The sequence below is a fragment of the Vallitalea guaymasensis genome (assembly GCF_018141425.1).
GTDB classification, from domain to species: Bacteria; Bacillota; Clostridia; order Lachnospirales; family Vallitaleaceae; genus Vallitalea; species Vallitalea guaymasensis.
In genome coordinates, this window is sequence record NZ_CP058561.1 from 5,451,183 (window position 1) to 5,467,959 (window position 16,777).

At 29.9% G+C, this 16,777-nt stretch carries 18 protein-coding genes; all 18 read right to left on the reverse strand.

From position 1 onward, the window contains the following. Positions 1–16: 16 nt before the first annotated feature. The 18 genes from HYG85_RS23535 to HYG85_RS23620 all read right to left on the reverse strand — a co-directional run bounded on the left by HYG85_RS23535 (position 17) and on the right by HYG85_RS23620 (position 16,743). On the reverse strand, positions 17–397 hold the full coding sequence (locus HYG85_RS23535; RefSeq protein ID WP_113674939.1) for a cytidine deaminase: 381 nt from the start codon (positions 395–397) through the stop codon (positions 17–19). Between the two features lie 41 nt (positions 398–438). Then, positions 439–1,596, reverse strand: a complete 1,158-nt coding sequence (locus tag HYG85_RS23540; RefSeq protein WP_212691675.1) for a DUF3048 domain-containing protein — start codon at positions 1,594–1,596, stop codon at positions 439–441. A gap of 60 nt (positions 1,597–1,656) precedes the next feature. Then, positions 1,657–2,010, reverse strand: a complete 354-nt coding sequence (locus tag HYG85_RS23545) for a diacylglycerol kinase (protein ID WP_113674937.1) — start codon at positions 2,008–2,010, stop codon at positions 1,657–1,659. Further along, positions 2,007–2,504, reverse strand: coding sequence for an rRNA maturation RNase YbeY (gene ybeY, locus HYG85_RS23550; RefSeq protein ID WP_244971254.1), 498 nt, complete (start codon positions 2,502–2,504; stop codon positions 2,007–2,009). The genes HYG85_RS23545 and ybeY overlap by 4 nt, the downstream gene beginning before the upstream one ends. Next, positions 2,485–3,897, reverse strand: a complete 1,413-nt coding sequence (locus HYG85_RS23555; RefSeq protein WP_212691677.1) for an HD family phosphohydrolase — start codon at positions 3,895–3,897, stop codon at positions 2,485–2,487. The genes ybeY and HYG85_RS23555 overlap by 20 nt, the downstream gene beginning before the upstream one ends. A 14-nt stretch (positions 3,898–3,911) precedes the next feature. Beyond that, complete coding sequence (locus tag HYG85_RS23560; protein ID WP_113674934.1) at positions 3,912–4,883, reverse strand: PhoH family protein; 972 nt, start codon at positions 4,881–4,883, stop codon at positions 3,912–3,914. Next, the gene (gene yqfD / locus HYG85_RS23565) at positions 4,843–6,090 is read right to left on the reverse strand and encodes a sporulation protein YqfD (protein ID WP_212691678.1); all 1,248 of its coding nucleotides are present in this window, start codon (positions 6,088–6,090) and stop codon (positions 4,843–4,845) included. Before yqfD ends, HYG85_RS23560 begins: the two co-directional genes overlap by 41 nt. Positions 6,091–6,137: 47 nt before the next feature. Beyond that, the gene (locus tag HYG85_RS23570; RefSeq protein ID WP_113674932.1) at positions 6,138–6,428 is read right to left on the reverse strand and encodes a YabP/YqfC family sporulation protein; all 291 of its coding nucleotides are present in this window, start codon (positions 6,426–6,428) and stop codon (positions 6,138–6,140) included. 162 nt (positions 6,429–6,590) lie between these two features. After that, the gene (locus HYG85_RS23575; RefSeq protein ID WP_212691679.1) at positions 6,591–7,034 is read right to left on the reverse strand and encodes a GatB/YqeY domain-containing protein; all 444 of its coding nucleotides are present in this window, start codon (positions 7,032–7,034) and stop codon (positions 6,591–6,593) included. Positions 7,035–7,060: 26 nt separating this feature from the next. Continuing rightward, a complete protein-coding gene (gene rpsU / locus HYG85_RS23580; protein WP_113675675.1) occupies positions 7,061–7,234 on the reverse strand; it encodes a 30S ribosomal protein S21 in 174 nt (57 codons plus the stop codon). A 175-nt stretch (positions 7,235–7,409) separates the two neighbouring features. Continuing rightward, positions 7,410–8,711 carry a CapA family protein gene (locus HYG85_RS23585; protein WP_212691680.1) on the reverse strand — a complete coding sequence of 434 codons (1,302 nt, stop codon included), beginning with the start codon at positions 8,709–8,711 and terminating at the stop codon, positions 7,410–7,412. Between the two features lie 153 nt (positions 8,712–8,864). Beyond that, on the reverse strand, positions 8,865–11,504 hold the full coding sequence (gene alaS / locus HYG85_RS23590; protein ID WP_212691681.1) for an alanine--tRNA ligase: 2,640 nt from the start codon (positions 11,502–11,504) through the stop codon (positions 8,865–8,867). Between the two features lie 135 nt (positions 11,505–11,639). Beyond that, positions 11,640–11,891, reverse strand: a complete 252-nt coding sequence (locus HYG85_RS23595; protein WP_113674928.1) for a TfoX/Sxy family protein — start codon at positions 11,889–11,891, stop codon at positions 11,640–11,642. 34 nt (positions 11,892–11,925) lie between these two features. Beyond that, positions 11,926–12,504, reverse strand: coding sequence for a signal peptidase II (locus HYG85_RS23600; RefSeq protein ID WP_212691682.1), 579 nt, complete (start codon positions 12,502–12,504; stop codon positions 11,926–11,928). 161 nt (positions 12,505–12,665) lie between these two features. Further along, positions 12,666–13,565: a sugar phosphate isomerase/epimerase gene (locus tag HYG85_RS23605; RefSeq protein WP_212691683.1), complete on the reverse strand. Its 900-nt coding sequence runs from the start codon at positions 13,563–13,565 to the stop codon at positions 12,666–12,668. A gap of 29 nt (positions 13,566–13,594) precedes the next feature. Then, positions 13,595–14,485: an SPL family radical SAM protein gene (locus HYG85_RS23610; RefSeq protein WP_212691684.1), complete on the reverse strand. Its 891-nt coding sequence runs from the start codon at positions 14,483–14,485 to the stop codon at positions 13,595–13,597. Position 14,486: 1 nt separating this feature from the next. Beyond that, positions 14,487–15,251 carry an N-acetyltransferase gene (locus tag HYG85_RS23615; protein ID WP_212691685.1) on the reverse strand — a complete coding sequence of 255 codons (765 nt, stop codon included), beginning with the start codon at positions 15,249–15,251 and terminating at the stop codon, positions 14,487–14,489. Positions 15,252–15,387: 136 nt separating this feature from the next. Beyond that, positions 15,388–16,743: an MATE family efflux transporter gene (locus HYG85_RS23620; RefSeq protein WP_212691686.1), complete on the reverse strand. Its 1,356-nt coding sequence runs from the start codon at positions 16,741–16,743 to the stop codon at positions 15,388–15,390. Positions 16,744–16,777: the final 34 nt, after the last annotated feature.

Here is a 16,777-nt window from a genome sequence, read left to right on the forward strand (position 1 = left end):
TGATCAAAAATTATAGTTATAATTCAAATCTTACAGGTAATAAATCTTCAACCATGTATTCTCTAGTCTCTCCATCATTGTTGGCTAAGATAATTTTACCTTCTGGCATTAATTCAGCTAGTACCTGTCTACAGATACCACATGGAGGTGTGAAATCTCCACTTGAACTAACTACTGCAATAGCATCAAATTCTCTATCTCCTTCTGATACCGCCTTAAATAGCGCAGTCCTTTCAGCACAATTTGTTGCACCAAATGAAGCATTTTCTATATTACATCCAGTATATATTTTGCCACCTTTTGTAACAACAGCAGCTCCTACTTTGAATTTTGAGTATGGAACATATGCCATTTCTTTAGCTTTCATAGCTTCATTAACTAATTCGCTATAATTCATACAATATCATATCCTTTCATACATTAACTTAAACTTAGAATTTATTTAGTAAAAGTAATTTTACTTTTTCTATTCTTAGGAAATACTGATACCCAAGTCTTGCCTTTGTTTAATTTTATTTCTTCACCATTCTCATTATAATACAATGTTGGTTTATAGTGAGATGGTTTCTTCCAAGTTATTTTCTGAGCTTTTCCATTAGTGATATAATATCCTTCACCTGAAGTCACTAGTGTCATATTCATGCAGCCATATTTATCACCTTTTATTGTCCATATGTTTGCAAATTGTATTATGATATTCTTATATTTCAATTGTTCATCAGTTTCTCTATCTATATGCTTACCACCAAATTGGAATCTATAATATAAATTATCTTCTTCATTATATTCAAACCATGGTTTTTGCTCATAATGAGAATATGGTAGATCTATATAGGTAGCTTCCATATCTGAAGTTAGATTGATTTCTTCTTCTGAAAACTTGAATTTGGCTTCAAAGTCTTCTTTATTTGTTTCTCTATAACCTACTTGTTTCCATGCTTTCAATAATTTATCATAACTTGTATATGTACTATGTGGTCTAACTCTTGTAGGGTCTTGATAACACATAACTGCATCCAAACCTGATAGTCCATCCATATGAGGAGAGTTCCATTCTTTGAACTTATCCTTCGCATAAGTACTTTTGCCGTAATGAACATAAATGGCATCATGGTCAAAAGCAAAATCCAAGTAGTAATGCCTAGCACTTCTGACTGGACCAATTTTTTCTGCATCAAAATCTCTAAAAATAGCATATAACCTTGTAATACCACCTTCAACAAGTGTTTCATATACTATATCAGCCTGTGCAATACCACTTTGAGGCATTGCAGCTTTCAGGTTGTTTATCATTATCCCAATGGGTCTTCTATTTGCTGCTTCCTCACTTATCCATTGACCAGTTAAAGTATTAATTACCTCACCTTCATGGTTGTTCACTACTTCTTCTACTTCTTGTGGTTCCTCATTATCCTCAATATCTGTTGTATCATTGTTTTCTTGTTCTTCACTATCTGTTATATTGGTTTCAGCCTGGTTATCTTCATTTACACTAGTATCAGATACTTTCTTCTTGCAACCTGTTACTGTGGACATTGTTAAAATCATTACCAGTATAATTGCTTTTATCATTACTTTATTCAGTACTTTATTCATTTTATTTCATACCCTTCTTTAGTAAAATTAAATTCCAAACCTATATTTATAAAATATATATCATATTTTAGGTATAAACAATATACATCCAATGATCACTGCACCAAAAGCAGCTAATAAAGTTGCACCAGCAGCAATATCTTTTGCATATTTGCCTAATTGATTATATTTGTTACCGCATACTAAATCTACTGTATACTCCACAGCAGTGTTCAACAATTCAGTTATCATAACAATGAGTATGGTTATAACAAGTATTATATATTCCCACTTGGTAAAATTAAAATACCAAGCTAGCAACAATACAATAATCGTTGCTAAAACATGAAGTTTAAAATTTCGCTCAGTTTTAAATGCCTGAAATATACCTCTAAAGGCGCATCTAAAACTATCGGTTAAATGTCTGTTTTTCATCGTTTAAGACCTACTTCATTTAAGATTTGTTGTTGTTTTGCATTCATAACTTGTTCTTCCTCATTTATTATATGGTCATACCCCATTAAATGTAACATGCTATGAGCTGTTAAAAACCCAATTTCTCTTTCGATTGAATGTCCATATTCCTTAGCTTGTTCATAAGCTCTCTCAAGGGATATTATTATATCACCTAACATAAGCTCTCCTGTATCAAGGTCAAACCATTCGTCATTATCTTCATCAATATCATCGAATTCACTTGGCTTAGTAAAATCTATTAATGGAAAGGATAATACATCTGTCGGCTTGTCCATATCTCTATGTTCTCTATTGATTTTTCTTATTTCTTCGTTATTGGTTATTGTTACGCTTACTTCTATTTCATATGGGCATTTTTCTTGGTCCAATGAGACAGCAATTACCTTATTTATTATATCTGCATATTCTTTACTAAAGTTTTGTTCGGTATCATTATTTATTATTATCGACAACTTCATTTCCTCCTACTTTGTTATCTGGATATTTTACCCTTTCATGGTATAATCCATTATACACCTTCATGAAAGAATTGCCAATAATAGGTAGTTCTTTTATTTTCAGATTACATTCGTTCAATTGCCCTTCAGCAAATTTATTGTTTATAATCTCTTCTATACATTTTTCAATATTCGATAGATTTCTTTTGTTTTCTGGTAAAGACCTTATATAAGCTTCTGTACAATCAGCTAACATGATTATAGCAGCTTCATTTGTTTGTGGTTTTGGTCCAGAATATTTGAAGTCATTTTCATCAACATCAAAACCATCACTATTATCTTTTGCTTTAAAATAAAAGTATTTAACTAAAGTATCCCCTTGATGCTGCTTAATAATACTTCTAACTGTTTTTGGCAGATGATTTTCTATTGCAAGCTTAACTCCATATTCTACATGATTAATTATTATCTCAGCACTTGCAGCAGGGTCTAATTCATCATGAGGATTAACGCCATCCTGATTCTCTGTAAAATACATAGGATTCTTTAATTTACCTATATCATGGTATAGAGCTCCTGTTCTAGCCAATAATGCATCTGCACCTATATCATTAGCTGCTGTTTCAGCTAAATTAGATACCATTTGACTATGATGATATGTACCTGGAGCCTCTAACAATAATCTTTGTATCAGTTTTTGATCTGAGTTAGTTAATTCTAGTAATTTTAATGGAGTAGAAACATCAAATAATGTCTCCCATAAAGGCAAACTACCTATAGTTATTATTACTGAGAATATGGAATTGAGAACGCCATAAAATAAGTCAGTAACATTAAAATCAGAAAAACTACCGTTCTGATAAAGGTTTATAAGCACTACCAAAATTATATTAACAATACATAAATACCCTGATACGAAAACAATCTTGTTTCTTTTCTTAGCCTGGGTTATCACTAGGCAAGATAGTGTACCGGAAATTGTATAGAACAGAAAGAACTCTATACCGTTACCACTTACCAGTAAACCTACTATAGTCAATAAAATATTTGTCATAATTCCTAATCTGTTATCAATCATAATAGCTATCAGCATACCAGCTATCGGAATTGGTATAAGAAGATAAGGCAGTCTATTCATGGAAACTACAACAATCATCAGTATTATATAAATACAAGTATAAAGTAATATTCTATTTTTATGCTTAAACAAATCTTTATTAAAAAAGTATATATATACATATAACATTGCAAACAATAGAATTACAAAACAGCCTACGCTCAGTTTAATAAAGAAATCACTACTACCTAATGCTATTACAGTTGATACTATTGTAGCTAATACCGCGAATATTGCTAGAAAAGTTATCAACAAACTTATCTTTGACCTATGATTCTCTTTGGTTTTCATATCTCTCCCCCATCTTATCGTTTAGTATTTTTGTTCTCATAATTTTCATAAGCGTTTATTATTTTTTGAACTAATGGATGCCTTACAACATCTTTACTAGTCAAATTAGCTATTCCTATATCATTGATATTCTTAAGTATTCTAGAAGCTACTTCCAATCCGGATTTTTGACCCCCTGGTAAATCCTTCTGTGTTACATCACCTGTGATGACTGCTTTTGAATTGAATCCTATTCTTGTTAAAAACATTTTCATCTGAGCAGGTGTAGTGTTCTGAGCTTCATCTAATACTATAAAACTGTTATCAAGGGTTCTTCCTCTCATATAAGCCAAGGGAGCTACTTCTATCAGACCTTTCTCCATGTTTTTTAAGAATGTATCAGCTCCCATAATTTCATATAGAGCATCATATAGAGGTCTTAAATAAGGGTCTATCTTACTTTGCAAGTCACCAGGTAAGAATCCCAATTTTTCCCCAGCTTCTATTGCTGGTCTAGTAAGAATGATCCTATTCACTTCATTGTTCTTGAATGCAGTTATAGCATTAGCCATTGCCAAATAAGTTTTTCCTGTACCAGCTGGACCAATACCAAATACAATCATTTTCTTTCTAATTAGATCAATATATTTTTTTTGACCTAATGTCTTAGGTCTTATGTGTTTACCTCCTGGGGTTACACATATCAGGTCATCATTTAATTTACTCATCTCTTCTTCTTTTTGCTTTTCACATAACGCCAATGTATAATCAACATTTTGCTCTGTTATTTCTATATCCTTATTGGCAGTATCTATTAATTGTTTGATTACTCTATTTGCTATATTAACAGACTTCTGTTCGCCAATTATCTTAACCTCATTGTCTCTATTTATGATATTAACGCCTAATTTTTTTTCTATAATCTTAATATTATTATCATACTGTCCAAATACATTCACAATTATTTCATGGGGTATTTGAATCGTCTTCTCTAAAGTATTCTTCATATCCTTGCCTCCGCTCATTTTCATCAAAGTATTTTTTTTCACCTATTTTTTCAATTACTACTATGATTCCATCTGCAACTATTTTATCAGCCGATTCAATAATTTCAATTTCATTATTGACTATTTGCTTCTTAGAATCTTCCAGTTCTTTTAAATACCTTGTCATGTTTTCATTTATTATATTGGTTGCTTGTTCATTTGTATAAGTTTCTTCTATTAGTTTGTATTCTTCATAAGACGTTTTGTGAGTACTTATTGGCAAATAAAAGTTGTCGAATAAACAAATTTCATCACATGTGGTTATTTTATCATAATTACTATATTTAATTCTAGGTTTTAATAAATTTATTTTAAAATTTAATATTTTTAATGCATTATCTTTCTTCTTATTATTCGTATATATCTTATTGACATACTTCAAATTAACTTCATCATGATACGGATAAATGGTTTTCATATATATGTCAGCATCAGAATGAGTAAATTCAATTGCTTTGATTTCTTCTAATTCTTTTATTTCTAATGTTCCTGAAACCAGTACATCCCCTTCTTCTACAACATCTCCTTTTACTACCTTAGGAGAACCTGTTCTGGTTACAATAGAAACTATAACACCCTTTTTATTAGATAGAATATCACAAGACTTACTTAAATCTTCAATTTTAATATTATTTCGACCCTCTTCAATTTGAATAAGTAATTTTGTTCCTGTCATCTCGCAAGTTACCCAATTGATATTACCGTAATTCTTAAGTAAGATTTTTTCTAATTCACTACACTTAACATCTTTTTTCCACATCCCAACAAAATGTGACTGAGTATTAAGAAATTTAATAAGATGTTCATCTGTATACATAGAATTACCTTCAATATCAATTTTCCATATAAATAAAGATAACAAAAAGACTATTGCCATACAAATGATCATTCCAAATAGGAATATCTTTCTTTTCCTAAAGATTAGAAATCTAAAAGGCAAACCTATTTTCTTGGTTATTCTCACCTTACATCCTGTTTTTTTAACTAGTGGACGTATTAATTTGAAACCTTTTGCACTAATATAAAGATTAAACCCATTATTAACACTTTTGACATTCCATATATATATACCTCTATTAGCGCATAGGTTGATAAATCTCTCAGGTGAAAAACCACTTACATTTATAATAACATAGCCTCTTAGATATTTCCATATTTCAAGAAGCAAATGTCACCCTTCTTCCTCTTTTAATTTTTTATATTACCCACTTAATCCTAATACTTGATTTTTTTTATTTGACCAGTTATCTTGATTTCTTCATCTGTAAGATATGTAATTAAGAAATGATTACCCTCTAATTCTATTAATCCATTTTTGGTTTTCACCTTTAAAAATTGTTCGTCATATTCCACTATCCCTTTATAATTCTCAATAAGCATCTCCCGTTTTCCAGTAAGAGTTATAATTGAATCCCCAAGTGCTACATCTCTGGGCACTTCTAATATTTCTGCTATATGAAATTTTTTATCATTATTTTTCTCTTTTTTCTTTTTACTAATTGTCATTCATCCTCTCACCTTGTTGAAGGGTATCCTCCAACTCATATTCCCCTCCTTTATACATAAATATGTTTATTATATATCTAATATTCTATAAGTTGAATTAAAAAACAATAAGATTGATTAGTAAAAAAATGCACTAAAAAAGCTGTTGATAAATCAACAGCTTTATTTTAAGATATTTCTTATTATTTCACTTACCTTTTTATTATCTGCTTTACCTTGTACCTTTGGTATTATAGCAGACATTACTTTACCCATATCCTTCATTGAGGAAGCACCAACTTCTTCGATAGTTTTTTCAACTATAGAAGTTAATTCTTCATCCGATAACTGTTCGGGTAAATAAGACATCAAAATATTAATCTCTACTTTTAAGTCATCAACTAAATCTGTTCGGCCACTTTTTTCATATTCAGGAAGGCTCGACTTTCTCTTCTTTACCTGACTTGATATTATCTTAATAACATCATCATCAGATAATTCTACGTGATTGTCTTTTTCTTCCTGAAGAATGGCTGAGCGGACTAGCTGAATAGTGTTTTTACGTAAAGTGTCTTTTTCTTTCATTGCAGATTTCATATCCTGCAATAATTGAACTTTTAATGACATAAAATCATCCTCAATATAAGTTTAACTTAGAATTTGCGTTTTCTAGCAGCTTCGGATTTCTTTTTACGTTTTACGCTAGGTTTTTCATAATGTTCTCTCTTACGAATTTCCTGCATAATCCCTGCTTTTGCGCAACTTCTTTTAAATCTTCTGAGTGCACTATCTAGGGTTTCATTTTCTTTAATAACAATGTTTGACATAGCCAACTCCTACCTCCCTCCAGTTGCAATTTGTGCCTTACCTCACAACTATTGGGGTATTAATTATCTAGCACTATATTAGATTATATCATATTATAGAAATACGTCAATATGTTTTTTGAAAACTTAATAGTTATTATATATATAATATAAATCAATATTTACCAAAATCCTGTTAATCCAAAGAAATAGTGTACTTATAGTTATTATAAATATAATCTTTATCGGTATAGGTTAATATATGTTTAATTGTGTTAGCTCTTGCATATTCAAGTCTATTTATACCATATTCGTTTATATCCAGATTATATGAATCCATGTTGTCTAGAATCTCATCTACTGGCAGTACTGCCAATTCTCTTGAGTTTCTGAAAGTACAAGTTGGGACAAAGGAAATACTTTTTATCTCTGCTCTATGATTATCTATCTTTTCAAAATTGATATCCATTATAACACTTACATCTGTCTGTGATGGATATTGTTTTGTATATCTCTGTGATGATAAGAAATTACCTAAAGAATAGATTACCACACCTTTTCTTGTAGAACCATCATCACACTTAATATCCCTAATCTCCAAGGGCTGCAAGACATGAGGATGGCTACCAATAATAACATCTGCTCCAGCCTCGAATAATTTATCCACAATGTTTTTTTGATGGGAATTTGGATAATCAAAATATTCATTACCAAAATGAATTATTGTCACAACAAAATCAACGCCTGTTTCATCAGCCCTTTTGACCTCTGATATCATGTCATCAATTTTATCTCTATCATACATATCTAAAGTATTAATCAGATAAGGTTTATCCTTTGGTACATCAAATCCATTGGTCCCATATGTATACGCTAAAAACGTAAACTTCATATCATTTATATCAGTAGTGAATATTTCACTGGCTTCTTCTTCATTCCTATAGGTTCCTACATGTGCCAGACCTTGCTCATCTAGAAAATCCAAAGTAGATATAACCCCTTCTGGCTTACTATCCAAAGAATGATTATTAGCTGTAGACAATAAATCAAAACCAGCATTTTTCATATTATATGCTAATATTTCAGGGGTGTTGAAACATGGAAAACCATGATAACCTTTATATGCATTCTCAGGTCTAACATTTCTGCCTTTATTTCTTCCAGCTAATGTAGTCTCAAGATTACCAATTGTATAATCAGAATCTTTTAGATAATCTTCTACATATCTAAATGAGTTAGTAAAATCGAAGCTATCAGTTTCTTTATCATAACCTCTGTATAGCTGCCACTTGTGAAACATTATATCGCCAACAGCTGTTAATGTCACATTACTAATCTTATGATTTACTAAAGATTCATCTATCATATTTTCTACTATATCTACATTGATTCTGGATGCAATCTTATCATTATCATATTTTACAATATATGAATTACTGGAACAACCGCTAAGCAACATTGCTACAATTATAACCATACTAATTTTTCTTATCTTCATGAATATCCCTTCATTCCATTATGTATATTAAAAATTCATTTGTGCAGATTTAATATTATTAATATTTAACTAATAAACATACTACCTACTTTAAAGTAAAGCCTAGTATATTTATTTGATCTATACTAGGCTCTATCTACTTTATCAAGTATATCATTTTATTTGAGTTTTCAATACATCTTTAGCTTTTTCTAAAGCTTCTTCTATCTTTTCAGGATTTTTACCGCCTGCTTGTGCCATATTTGGACGGCCACCACCACCGCCACCAACAACACCTGCTACTTCTCTAATTAAGTTACCTGCATGTGCTCCTTTTTTAATAGCTTCGTCAGTTGCCATAACAACCAAATTAACTTTGCTTCCCTTGGATGTTGTTAATACTATTACACCTTCACCAAGTTTTTGCTTCAAGCTGTCTCCAAGATTTCTTAATCCATTCATATCTTGATCTTCAATATTTGCAGCTAACAGTTTAACTCCATCTATATCTACAACATTATTCAATAGATCATCAGCAGCGCCTTTTGAAAGTTTTGCTTTCAATTTTTCGTTTTCTTGTTTAACTTTCTTATTATCTTCCATTAACTGTTCTGTCTTCTTAATTAGCATAGAAGGTTCAGCTTTCAGTAATCTAGAAAAATCTTTTATTAACGCTTCTAAATTCTTATAGTAGTTGATAGCGTTATTAGATGTTAAGGCTTCTATTCTTCTAACACCAGCAGCAACTCCTGTTTCAGAAACAATCTTGAATGTTCCAGCTTCTGAAGTATTTGATATATGTGTACCACCACATAATTCAACACTGTAGTCATCCATGTTTACTACTCTAACCGTTGAACCGTATTTTTCTCCAAATAATGCCATAGCTCCTAGCTTTTTAGCTTCCTCAATAGACATTTCTTTCGTAATTATATTAAGTCCTTCCATGATCTTTGAGTTGACTTCTTCTTCTACACGTCTTATTTCATCATCTGTCAATGGTTGAAAATGAGTAAAGTCAAAACGCAGCTTATCATGAGTTACATGGGAACCAGCCTGTTCAACATGATTTCCTAATACATTTCTTAACGCTTTTTGCAATAAGTGAGTAGCACTATGATTTTTGGCTGTAGCTCTACGATTAATTTCATCAACAATCAACTCTGCTTCTTGATTAACTTCAATTTTTCCTTCTACAACTACTCCTACATGACCTATTTTATTTCCCATTAACTTAACTACATCTTCAACTTCAAATTTACCTGTTTTAGTTGTGATGTACCCTATATCAGCCATTTGTCCACCACTAGTAGCATAAAATGGTGTCTCTTCAACGAATATAGTTCCTTTTGTACCTTCCTTTAATACATTGATAATTTCTTTTTCATTAGTTAAGACTTTTACCATAGAACTATATTTAATATTGTCATATCCAACAAATTTTGATTCCAATGAAGCATCTAATTTATTATATACAGTTTCTTCTGCACCCATATAATTACTTTCAGCTCTTGCTTCACGTGCTCTTGTTTTTTGTTTATCCATCTCTTCATTAAAACCATCTTCATCAACAAGTAGATTACTTTCTTCAAGAATCTCTTTTGTTAAATCAATAGGAAAACCGTAAGTATCATATAATTTGAATGCTTTTTCTCCTGATAGCTTCTTATTGCCTTCTTTTTCTAATTCATCAATATAAGTTTTCAATATACCTAGACCTTGGTCTATTGTTTCATTGAATCTATCTTCTTCTACAGTTATTATCTTAGTAATATAATCTTTCTTTTCTTCTAATTCAGGATAAGCTTCTTTTGAAACTTCAATAACTGTTTCACATAGCTTAGCTAAGAATTTGCCTTCTATACCTAAAAGTTTACCATGTCTAGCCGCTCTTCTTAATAATCTTCTAAGAACATATCCTCTGCCCTCGTTAGATGGCAATATACCATCAGATATCATAAAACTTACTGAACGAATATGATCAGTTATAAGTCTTATGGAAATATCATTCTGTGGGTCTTCCTTATATTTGACATTAGCCATATCACAAACTTTTTGTAATAAAGCCTGTATTGTATCTATATCAAATATTGAATCTACCTCCTGCATTAGAAGAGCAAGTCTTTCAAGCCCCATTCCTGTATCTATATTAGGGAAATCAAGAGGAACATACTGACCGTCTTCAGTTTTTTCAAATTGAGTAAATACTAGATTCCAGAATTCCATGAATCTGTCACAGTCACAACCTACTTTACAATCTGGTGAACCGCAACCATGTTCCACGCCACGATCATAATGAATCTCTGAACATGGACCACATGGACCTGTACCATGCTCCCAGAAGTTATCTTCTTTTCCTAATCGTATTATTCTATCCTTAGGCAAACCAATTTTTTCATGCCATATTTTTTCTGCTTCATCATCTTCCAAATAGATAGATACATATAATTTGTCTTCTGGTAATTCAAGTACTTTTGTAACAAATTCCCATGCCCACTCTATAGCTTCTTCTTTAAAATAATCACCAAATGAGAAATTACCAAGCATTTCAAAAAAAGTACCATGTCTCTGAGTTTTTCCTACATTCTCTATATCACCTGTACGAATACATTTTTGACAAGTAGTAACTCTTTTACTTGGTGGTACTTCCTGACCAGTAAAATAAGGTTTTAATGGTGTCATACCTGCATTTATTAATAATAAACTTTTATCGTTTTTAGGAACTAATGGAAAACTGTTCATTTTAAGATGATTTTTGCTTTCAAAAAATTCAAGATACATTTTCCTAAGTTCGTTTAAACCGTACTTTTTCATTGTTTCTTTTTCCTCCATTCAGCTATTAAAAAAAAATCCTCGTTTTCTTACGAGGTACACATTTCTCTTTTTAAAATTATAATTAAATGCCCTACTTTTGTCAATACTACCCTTTATAAAAACTGTAAAATGATATTATTTTTTTAACTGATCATATTTACCTTTTAATTCTTGTCTATACTCTTTAGGTAATTGGTGCCATCTAACATCCTTTATTGCTCCTTCGAGAGCATAGAGTTTATTGTAACAGGTGTCACCATGTATGCTTAATCTGATTATAGCATCAATACTACCAATCTCCTTTAATTCTTCGGCAGTTTGTATGCCAATATCATTTAATTCCTTTTCAAGTGTTTTTCCTATATTGGGTAATTCTGATAACCTCATTCTAGTGCGCTTCCTTTCATTATATATTATAAAATCATTTGCCATTTGATTTAATTTTTCTATGCTTAATAACGTTTTTCATTCTATAATTTGCCCATTCATCTCCAACAAATCTAATTATATCTCTTATATTTAATCTAAAAACCAAGTCACGCTTAATAATTATCCAAATAATAAGTATAATTTCAGCAACAATCAAATATATATCTTTCAAATCCAATACCAGTAAACCTTTTACACAGATATAATCCAAACTTCCAGCCCATAAAAATTTATCAGATAAGGAACAAATACATCCTGCAATTAATAGATTCAATCCTAGTACCAATAATCTTAGGTTAGTGTTATTAGCCAATATATATTTGTAGATTATGATTAAAACCAATAGAACTAAACTTATTAATATGATATGAGTCTGCAAACTCATATCAATACCAAAAGTGCTATTCACATATGAGTAATCTTTATTTAACATTGGTTTAATAGCTATTTTATTACTTATATCATAATAATTATCAATCCAATAAGTGTTTATTAATATCTTTATAATCTGGTCCAATAAAATAAAAGTAATAATTAATATTAGATTTTTATACTTAGAAAAATGTAGCATGATAACTACTCCCTATAAATTTATACTACGATGTAAGATATTCCAAGTTAGTTATTGTCATTATAATAATGATAATTTAAGAATAACATTGTAAAAAATCTTCTATATATATTTTACCAATAATAAGGAAATTTAACAAATATTATTAAAATCAATTAATTTTAATATTGATTCGTCAATTGCTCGACCCATCTATAACAGTTTTCTAATTGTTCATCACTTATTTTATCTGATCTATGTTCAAATAATACTTTATAATCCTTGTTATATTCATTTATCAACCTAAAATATTTTCTTACATCTGCCCAACCATCACTAGTCTTTAATTCGGGTAATGCGGGATAATGGTTATTATTCCTGTTATCACATAATCGACCATTAGATAGATGAATGACTTCTGCATACTTTGCATACTTCTCTATTATAGGGTAAGGGTCAAAATTATTATCCATTATATCCTGTAAATGTAATCTAGCAATATCTAGACATAACCTTATTGAAGGATATCTATCCAATAATTCTGTTAAAATATTATTTTCAACAACATATTTATTAAGTGCATCAAATTCTAGAACTGGAATAAAATCTAATTCTTTAGCCTTAGTAGATAGATACTTAAATAACTCTTGTGTTTGACACACAAACTCATCATAAGTATACTCAGAATCATATACATATTCAGACTCATCTGCAAACCTCCAATTACTCCAATCCACCTGAGGATCTAGAATAACAGGTTTAGGATAATGAAATAAAATATAATGAGGGTCAAATTTCTCACATATATATGTTATTTCCTCTTCCACATATTCATAGGAATCTTTTTTATTATTCATATCATTTGACATGAATTGAGGATCTCTGAATTTCCATTTACCGCTTCTCAAAGGGAAATGAACACATACATTAAAATTTTCCTCATGAGATGCTTTAATCAATCTATCTATATCCTCTTCCTTATCAATCATACATGCTTCTACACCATAAAATCCTTCTCTGAAATCTCTCTCTTGTTTATCTTCATCAAATATTCCAAAATGGCCTATTAAAAACCTTTCCATAGTTCCTCCCCTGTTATGGTAGCTTATAATCAATAATCAAATAAGCTAAGCTGAACCTGCCTAGAATTAGCTTTGTAAGCACTAATAATATCACTCATCCTATATAATATATTATAATCCTTACAAGATTTTTGAAATACATTCCATAACTTTTTATAATTACTGCTGCTGCACCTATATCTATTACCATATTGTTCAATATATTTTTCCTTTATACCTGGAAAATGTTCATCTAACTTATCATAGTAATAACACCTTTGATTCTGTCGTAATGTCACACCAAAATAAGGATATATGAATTTTACTCCTGCTTCATGTGCCCTATCAACAATTGATTTAATATTTTCTTCAGTATCGTTAATATAGGGTAAAACTGGCATTAGAAGAATTCCAGTATATATACCATTATCAGCTAGGGTCGCTAGTGCCTCAAATCTTTTTGACGATACATTAACATTAGGTTCAATTATCTTACTTAAATCATCATCAGCAGTTGTTATAGTCAGTATCATACATACTGGAGAATGCCTATTTATATCTTGTATAACATCTATATCTCTAGTTATCAAAGAACTTTTTGTGGCTATTACTATACCAAAACCATATGCATTTATTAATTCTAGAGCATTTCTAGTAAGTAACATATCCTTTTCATAAGGATTATAGGGGTCACTCATCCCTCCACAACCTATTACTCCCTTTTTAACTTTTCTCCTTAATTGATCTCTAATAATTTCTAATGCATTTTCTTTAGCCTTTACTTCACTGAAATTTTCAATATGATAACATTCGCTTCTAGAATCACAATAGATACACCCATGATTACAGCCTCTATATATATTCATATTGTATTCATAACCAAACCAATAATCAGGTTTTTTAGTCTTAGTTATAATTGTTCTAGCTTGTACAAAATCCATTTTATTTTCCCTCTAGTTCTTCAATAATTTTAGTGAACTTTTTCTCAGCTGTTAATTCTTGAGTTATAAATTTGCCTCTATAAAATAAAGAATAAATTGTAAATGGTGATGGACATTTTCTTGCTTCTTCTTTACTATCAATAAGTATTGTCTCATATTTTATACCATGTTCTTGGCTAATATTCCTTTGTAGATTTATATAATAATTCATATACGGACATTGATTGGAGTAATATACTTTGAATCCACCATTATCATCACATCTACCTTCTTTTGCTGTCCCAATAAATTTGGGTTTATCGGCATTATCATCTAAAGTTAAATATAGTAATTCAAAATAAGGATGTGCTGTATCAATGACCTGAAAACCATGTTTAACAAAAAATTTTTTATCTGAAACAAAAGGTCTTTTTTTATCACTGCAAAGTACCACTATTCCCTTTTTGTTTTTTTCCCTGCTATCCTGTATACATTTATCTAACAGTTTTTTACCATAGCCGCATCCTTTATATTTACCTGATACCCAAAAACAGTTAATAACCATATAGCCATCAGCTATTATTGGCAAAAAAGCAATCTCTGAAGGACAGTATTCAATAAATACTTTACCTCTAACATCAAGTTTAGTAAAGACATATCCTTTATCAATCTGTTCTGCTAACCACTTTTTCTTGGCTTTATATCCTTCAATTGATTTTTTATCTGAAATTGCACAACATATATGCTCATCTTCAATGTTATTGCTTGTCAAAGTTATAAAATCCATTATTTATCCTCCTTGATTAGTATGTTTATCATATATCCATTATACAATGTTTAATATGACATCAGTATGTCATATTAAACATTTATGAATAAGTAATTATTATATGATACAATCAATAGTATGGATAAATACGGTTCTAGATACTTTTTTCTGAATATAAAACAATTCTATGGTTAAATCTATAGTTATTACTAAAACTTAATATAATATAATTGAACGTAATGCCAATATAAACTCCATAAATACCCATTTCTAATGCTATACTTAAAAACCAAATAAATCCTATGCCTATAACATTGATTACTGCTGCATTAAGCAACACCCATTTATCATCCCCAATACCTTGCAAACTATATTTATATATATTATTAGGTATGCTAAATAAACAAGAACACAATGCAATTATAAAATACTGAAGACTATAACTTATTAACTTGTAATCGTTGGTTATTAACGTTACTACATTTACTTTAAAAATTATTAATATAGCAGAAAGACTAATACAGAATATCATAGCCAATTTTAATGAATATTTAGGTATTAAAAGCATTCTCCCATATTGTTTTTGACTATAATTTTTACTAACAAGAGTTAATGCTGTTGAAGCATAAGAATACATTGGCATTAACACGATACTGACTATACTTGACAACAATGTATAAATAGATAATTCCAATACTCCTATACGTGATAATATGGCATTAATACATATCACTAATATTGTGGATTCCAATATTTCTTGACCCAACAAAGCCAAAGAATTTTTTAATAATATGATTCCATTTTTTATCATTTTATCAATGGATAAGATATCATTAACTATCAATAACTTCTTTATATATATGATACTAATATATATTACTATATTTAATACCAATGATATAACTGATGCAATACCTGCTCCTCTAACTCCCATAGGCTCAAATCCTAATTTACCGAAGATTAATATATAATTAAGTATTACATTAGTTATAGTAGCTGTTATATTACCAATAAACAAATATTTAGTTGTATTAATTATTTTAAATAATGATGAAAACATGAACAGTATCATATTCAAACAAATGGTTATGCCAAACAGATTCATGTAAGAAATAGATTCTTGCAATATTACATCTTCTAATCCAAAAATCATTTGAAGTAATCTATTCCCAAATCCCAATAATATAAACCATATTGATAATCCTATGATTATACTGGTTAAAATACCCGATAAAAAGTTATCTATTAACCCTTTAGTATTTCCTTCACCTTTGTTTTTAGCTCCAGCTATATTGAACGCTATTGCGATAGCCCCTAACACTCCAGTAATACTGTTAATGGTTGTACTAATTAATCCAACAGCTCCAAAAGCATCTAGTGATATTCTTCCTATCATAGCTGTATCTATAAGTCCTATTAACATACCAATTACCGAATTAAATATAAGGGGTATTGCCATTTTATTAATTTCTTTGATTGTTAAAGTATCTGTTTTTAAATGATTATTCAATTTTTATCATTTTCTCCCTTCTTTTTAGCATTTA

Bases quoted from the DNA above. Each gene is read 5' to 3' on its own strand.
- HYG85_RS23570 (WP_113674932.1), bottom strand. From the start codon at position 6,428: ATGACAATTAGTAAAAAGAAAAAAGAGAAAAATAATGATAAAAAATTT.
- HYG85_RS23535 (WP_113674939.1), bottom strand. From the start codon at position 397: ATGAATTATAGCGAATTAGTTAATGAAGCTATGAAAGCTAAAGAAATG.
- HYG85_RS23540 (WP_212691675.1), bottom strand. From the start codon at position 1,596: ATGAATAAAGTACTGAATAAAGTAATGATAAAAGCAATTATACTGGTA.
- alaS (WP_212691681.1), bottom strand. From the start codon at position 11,504: ATGAAAAAGTACGGTTTAAACGAACTTAGGAAAATGTATCTTGAATTT.
- HYG85_RS23610 (WP_212691684.1), bottom strand. From the start codon at position 14,485: ATGGATTTTGTACAAGCTAGAACAATTATAACTAAGACTAAAAAACCT.
- HYG85_RS23600 (WP_212691682.1), bottom strand. From the start codon at position 12,504: ATGCTACATTTTTCTAAGTATAAAAATCTAATATTAATTATTACTTTT.
- HYG85_RS23575 (WP_212691679.1), bottom strand. From the start codon at position 7,034: ATGTCATTAAAAGTTCAATTATTGCAGGATATGAAATCTGCAATGAAA.
- HYG85_RS23560 (WP_113674934.1), bottom strand. From the start codon at position 4,883: ATGAAGAATACTTTAGAGAAGACGATTCAAATACCCCATGAAATAATT.
- HYG85_RS23555 (WP_212691677.1), bottom strand. From the start codon at position 3,897: ATGAAAACCAAAGAGAATCATAGGTCAAAGATAAGTTTGTTGATAACT.
- HYG85_RS23615 (WP_212691685.1), bottom strand. From the start codon at position 15,251: ATGGATTTTATAACTTTGACAAGCAATAACATTGAAGATGAGCATATA.
- HYG85_RS23605 (WP_212691683.1), bottom strand. From the start codon at position 13,565: ATGGAAAGGTTTTTAATAGGCCATTTTGGAATATTTGATGAAGATAAA.
- HYG85_RS23585 (WP_212691680.1), bottom strand. From the start codon at position 8,711: ATGAAGATAAGAAAAATTAGTATGGTTATAATTGTAGCAATGTTGCTT.
- HYG85_RS23595 (WP_113674928.1), bottom strand. From the start codon at position 11,891: ATGAGGTTATCAGAATTACCCAATATAGGAAAAACACTTGAAAAGGAA.
- rpsU (WP_113675675.1), bottom strand. From the start codon at position 7,234: ATGTCAAACATTGTTATTAAAGAAAATGAAACCCTAGATAGTGCACTC.
- HYG85_RS23545 (WP_113674937.1), bottom strand. From the start codon at position 2,010: ATGAAAAACAGACATTTAACCGATAGTTTTAGATGCGCCTTTAGAGGT.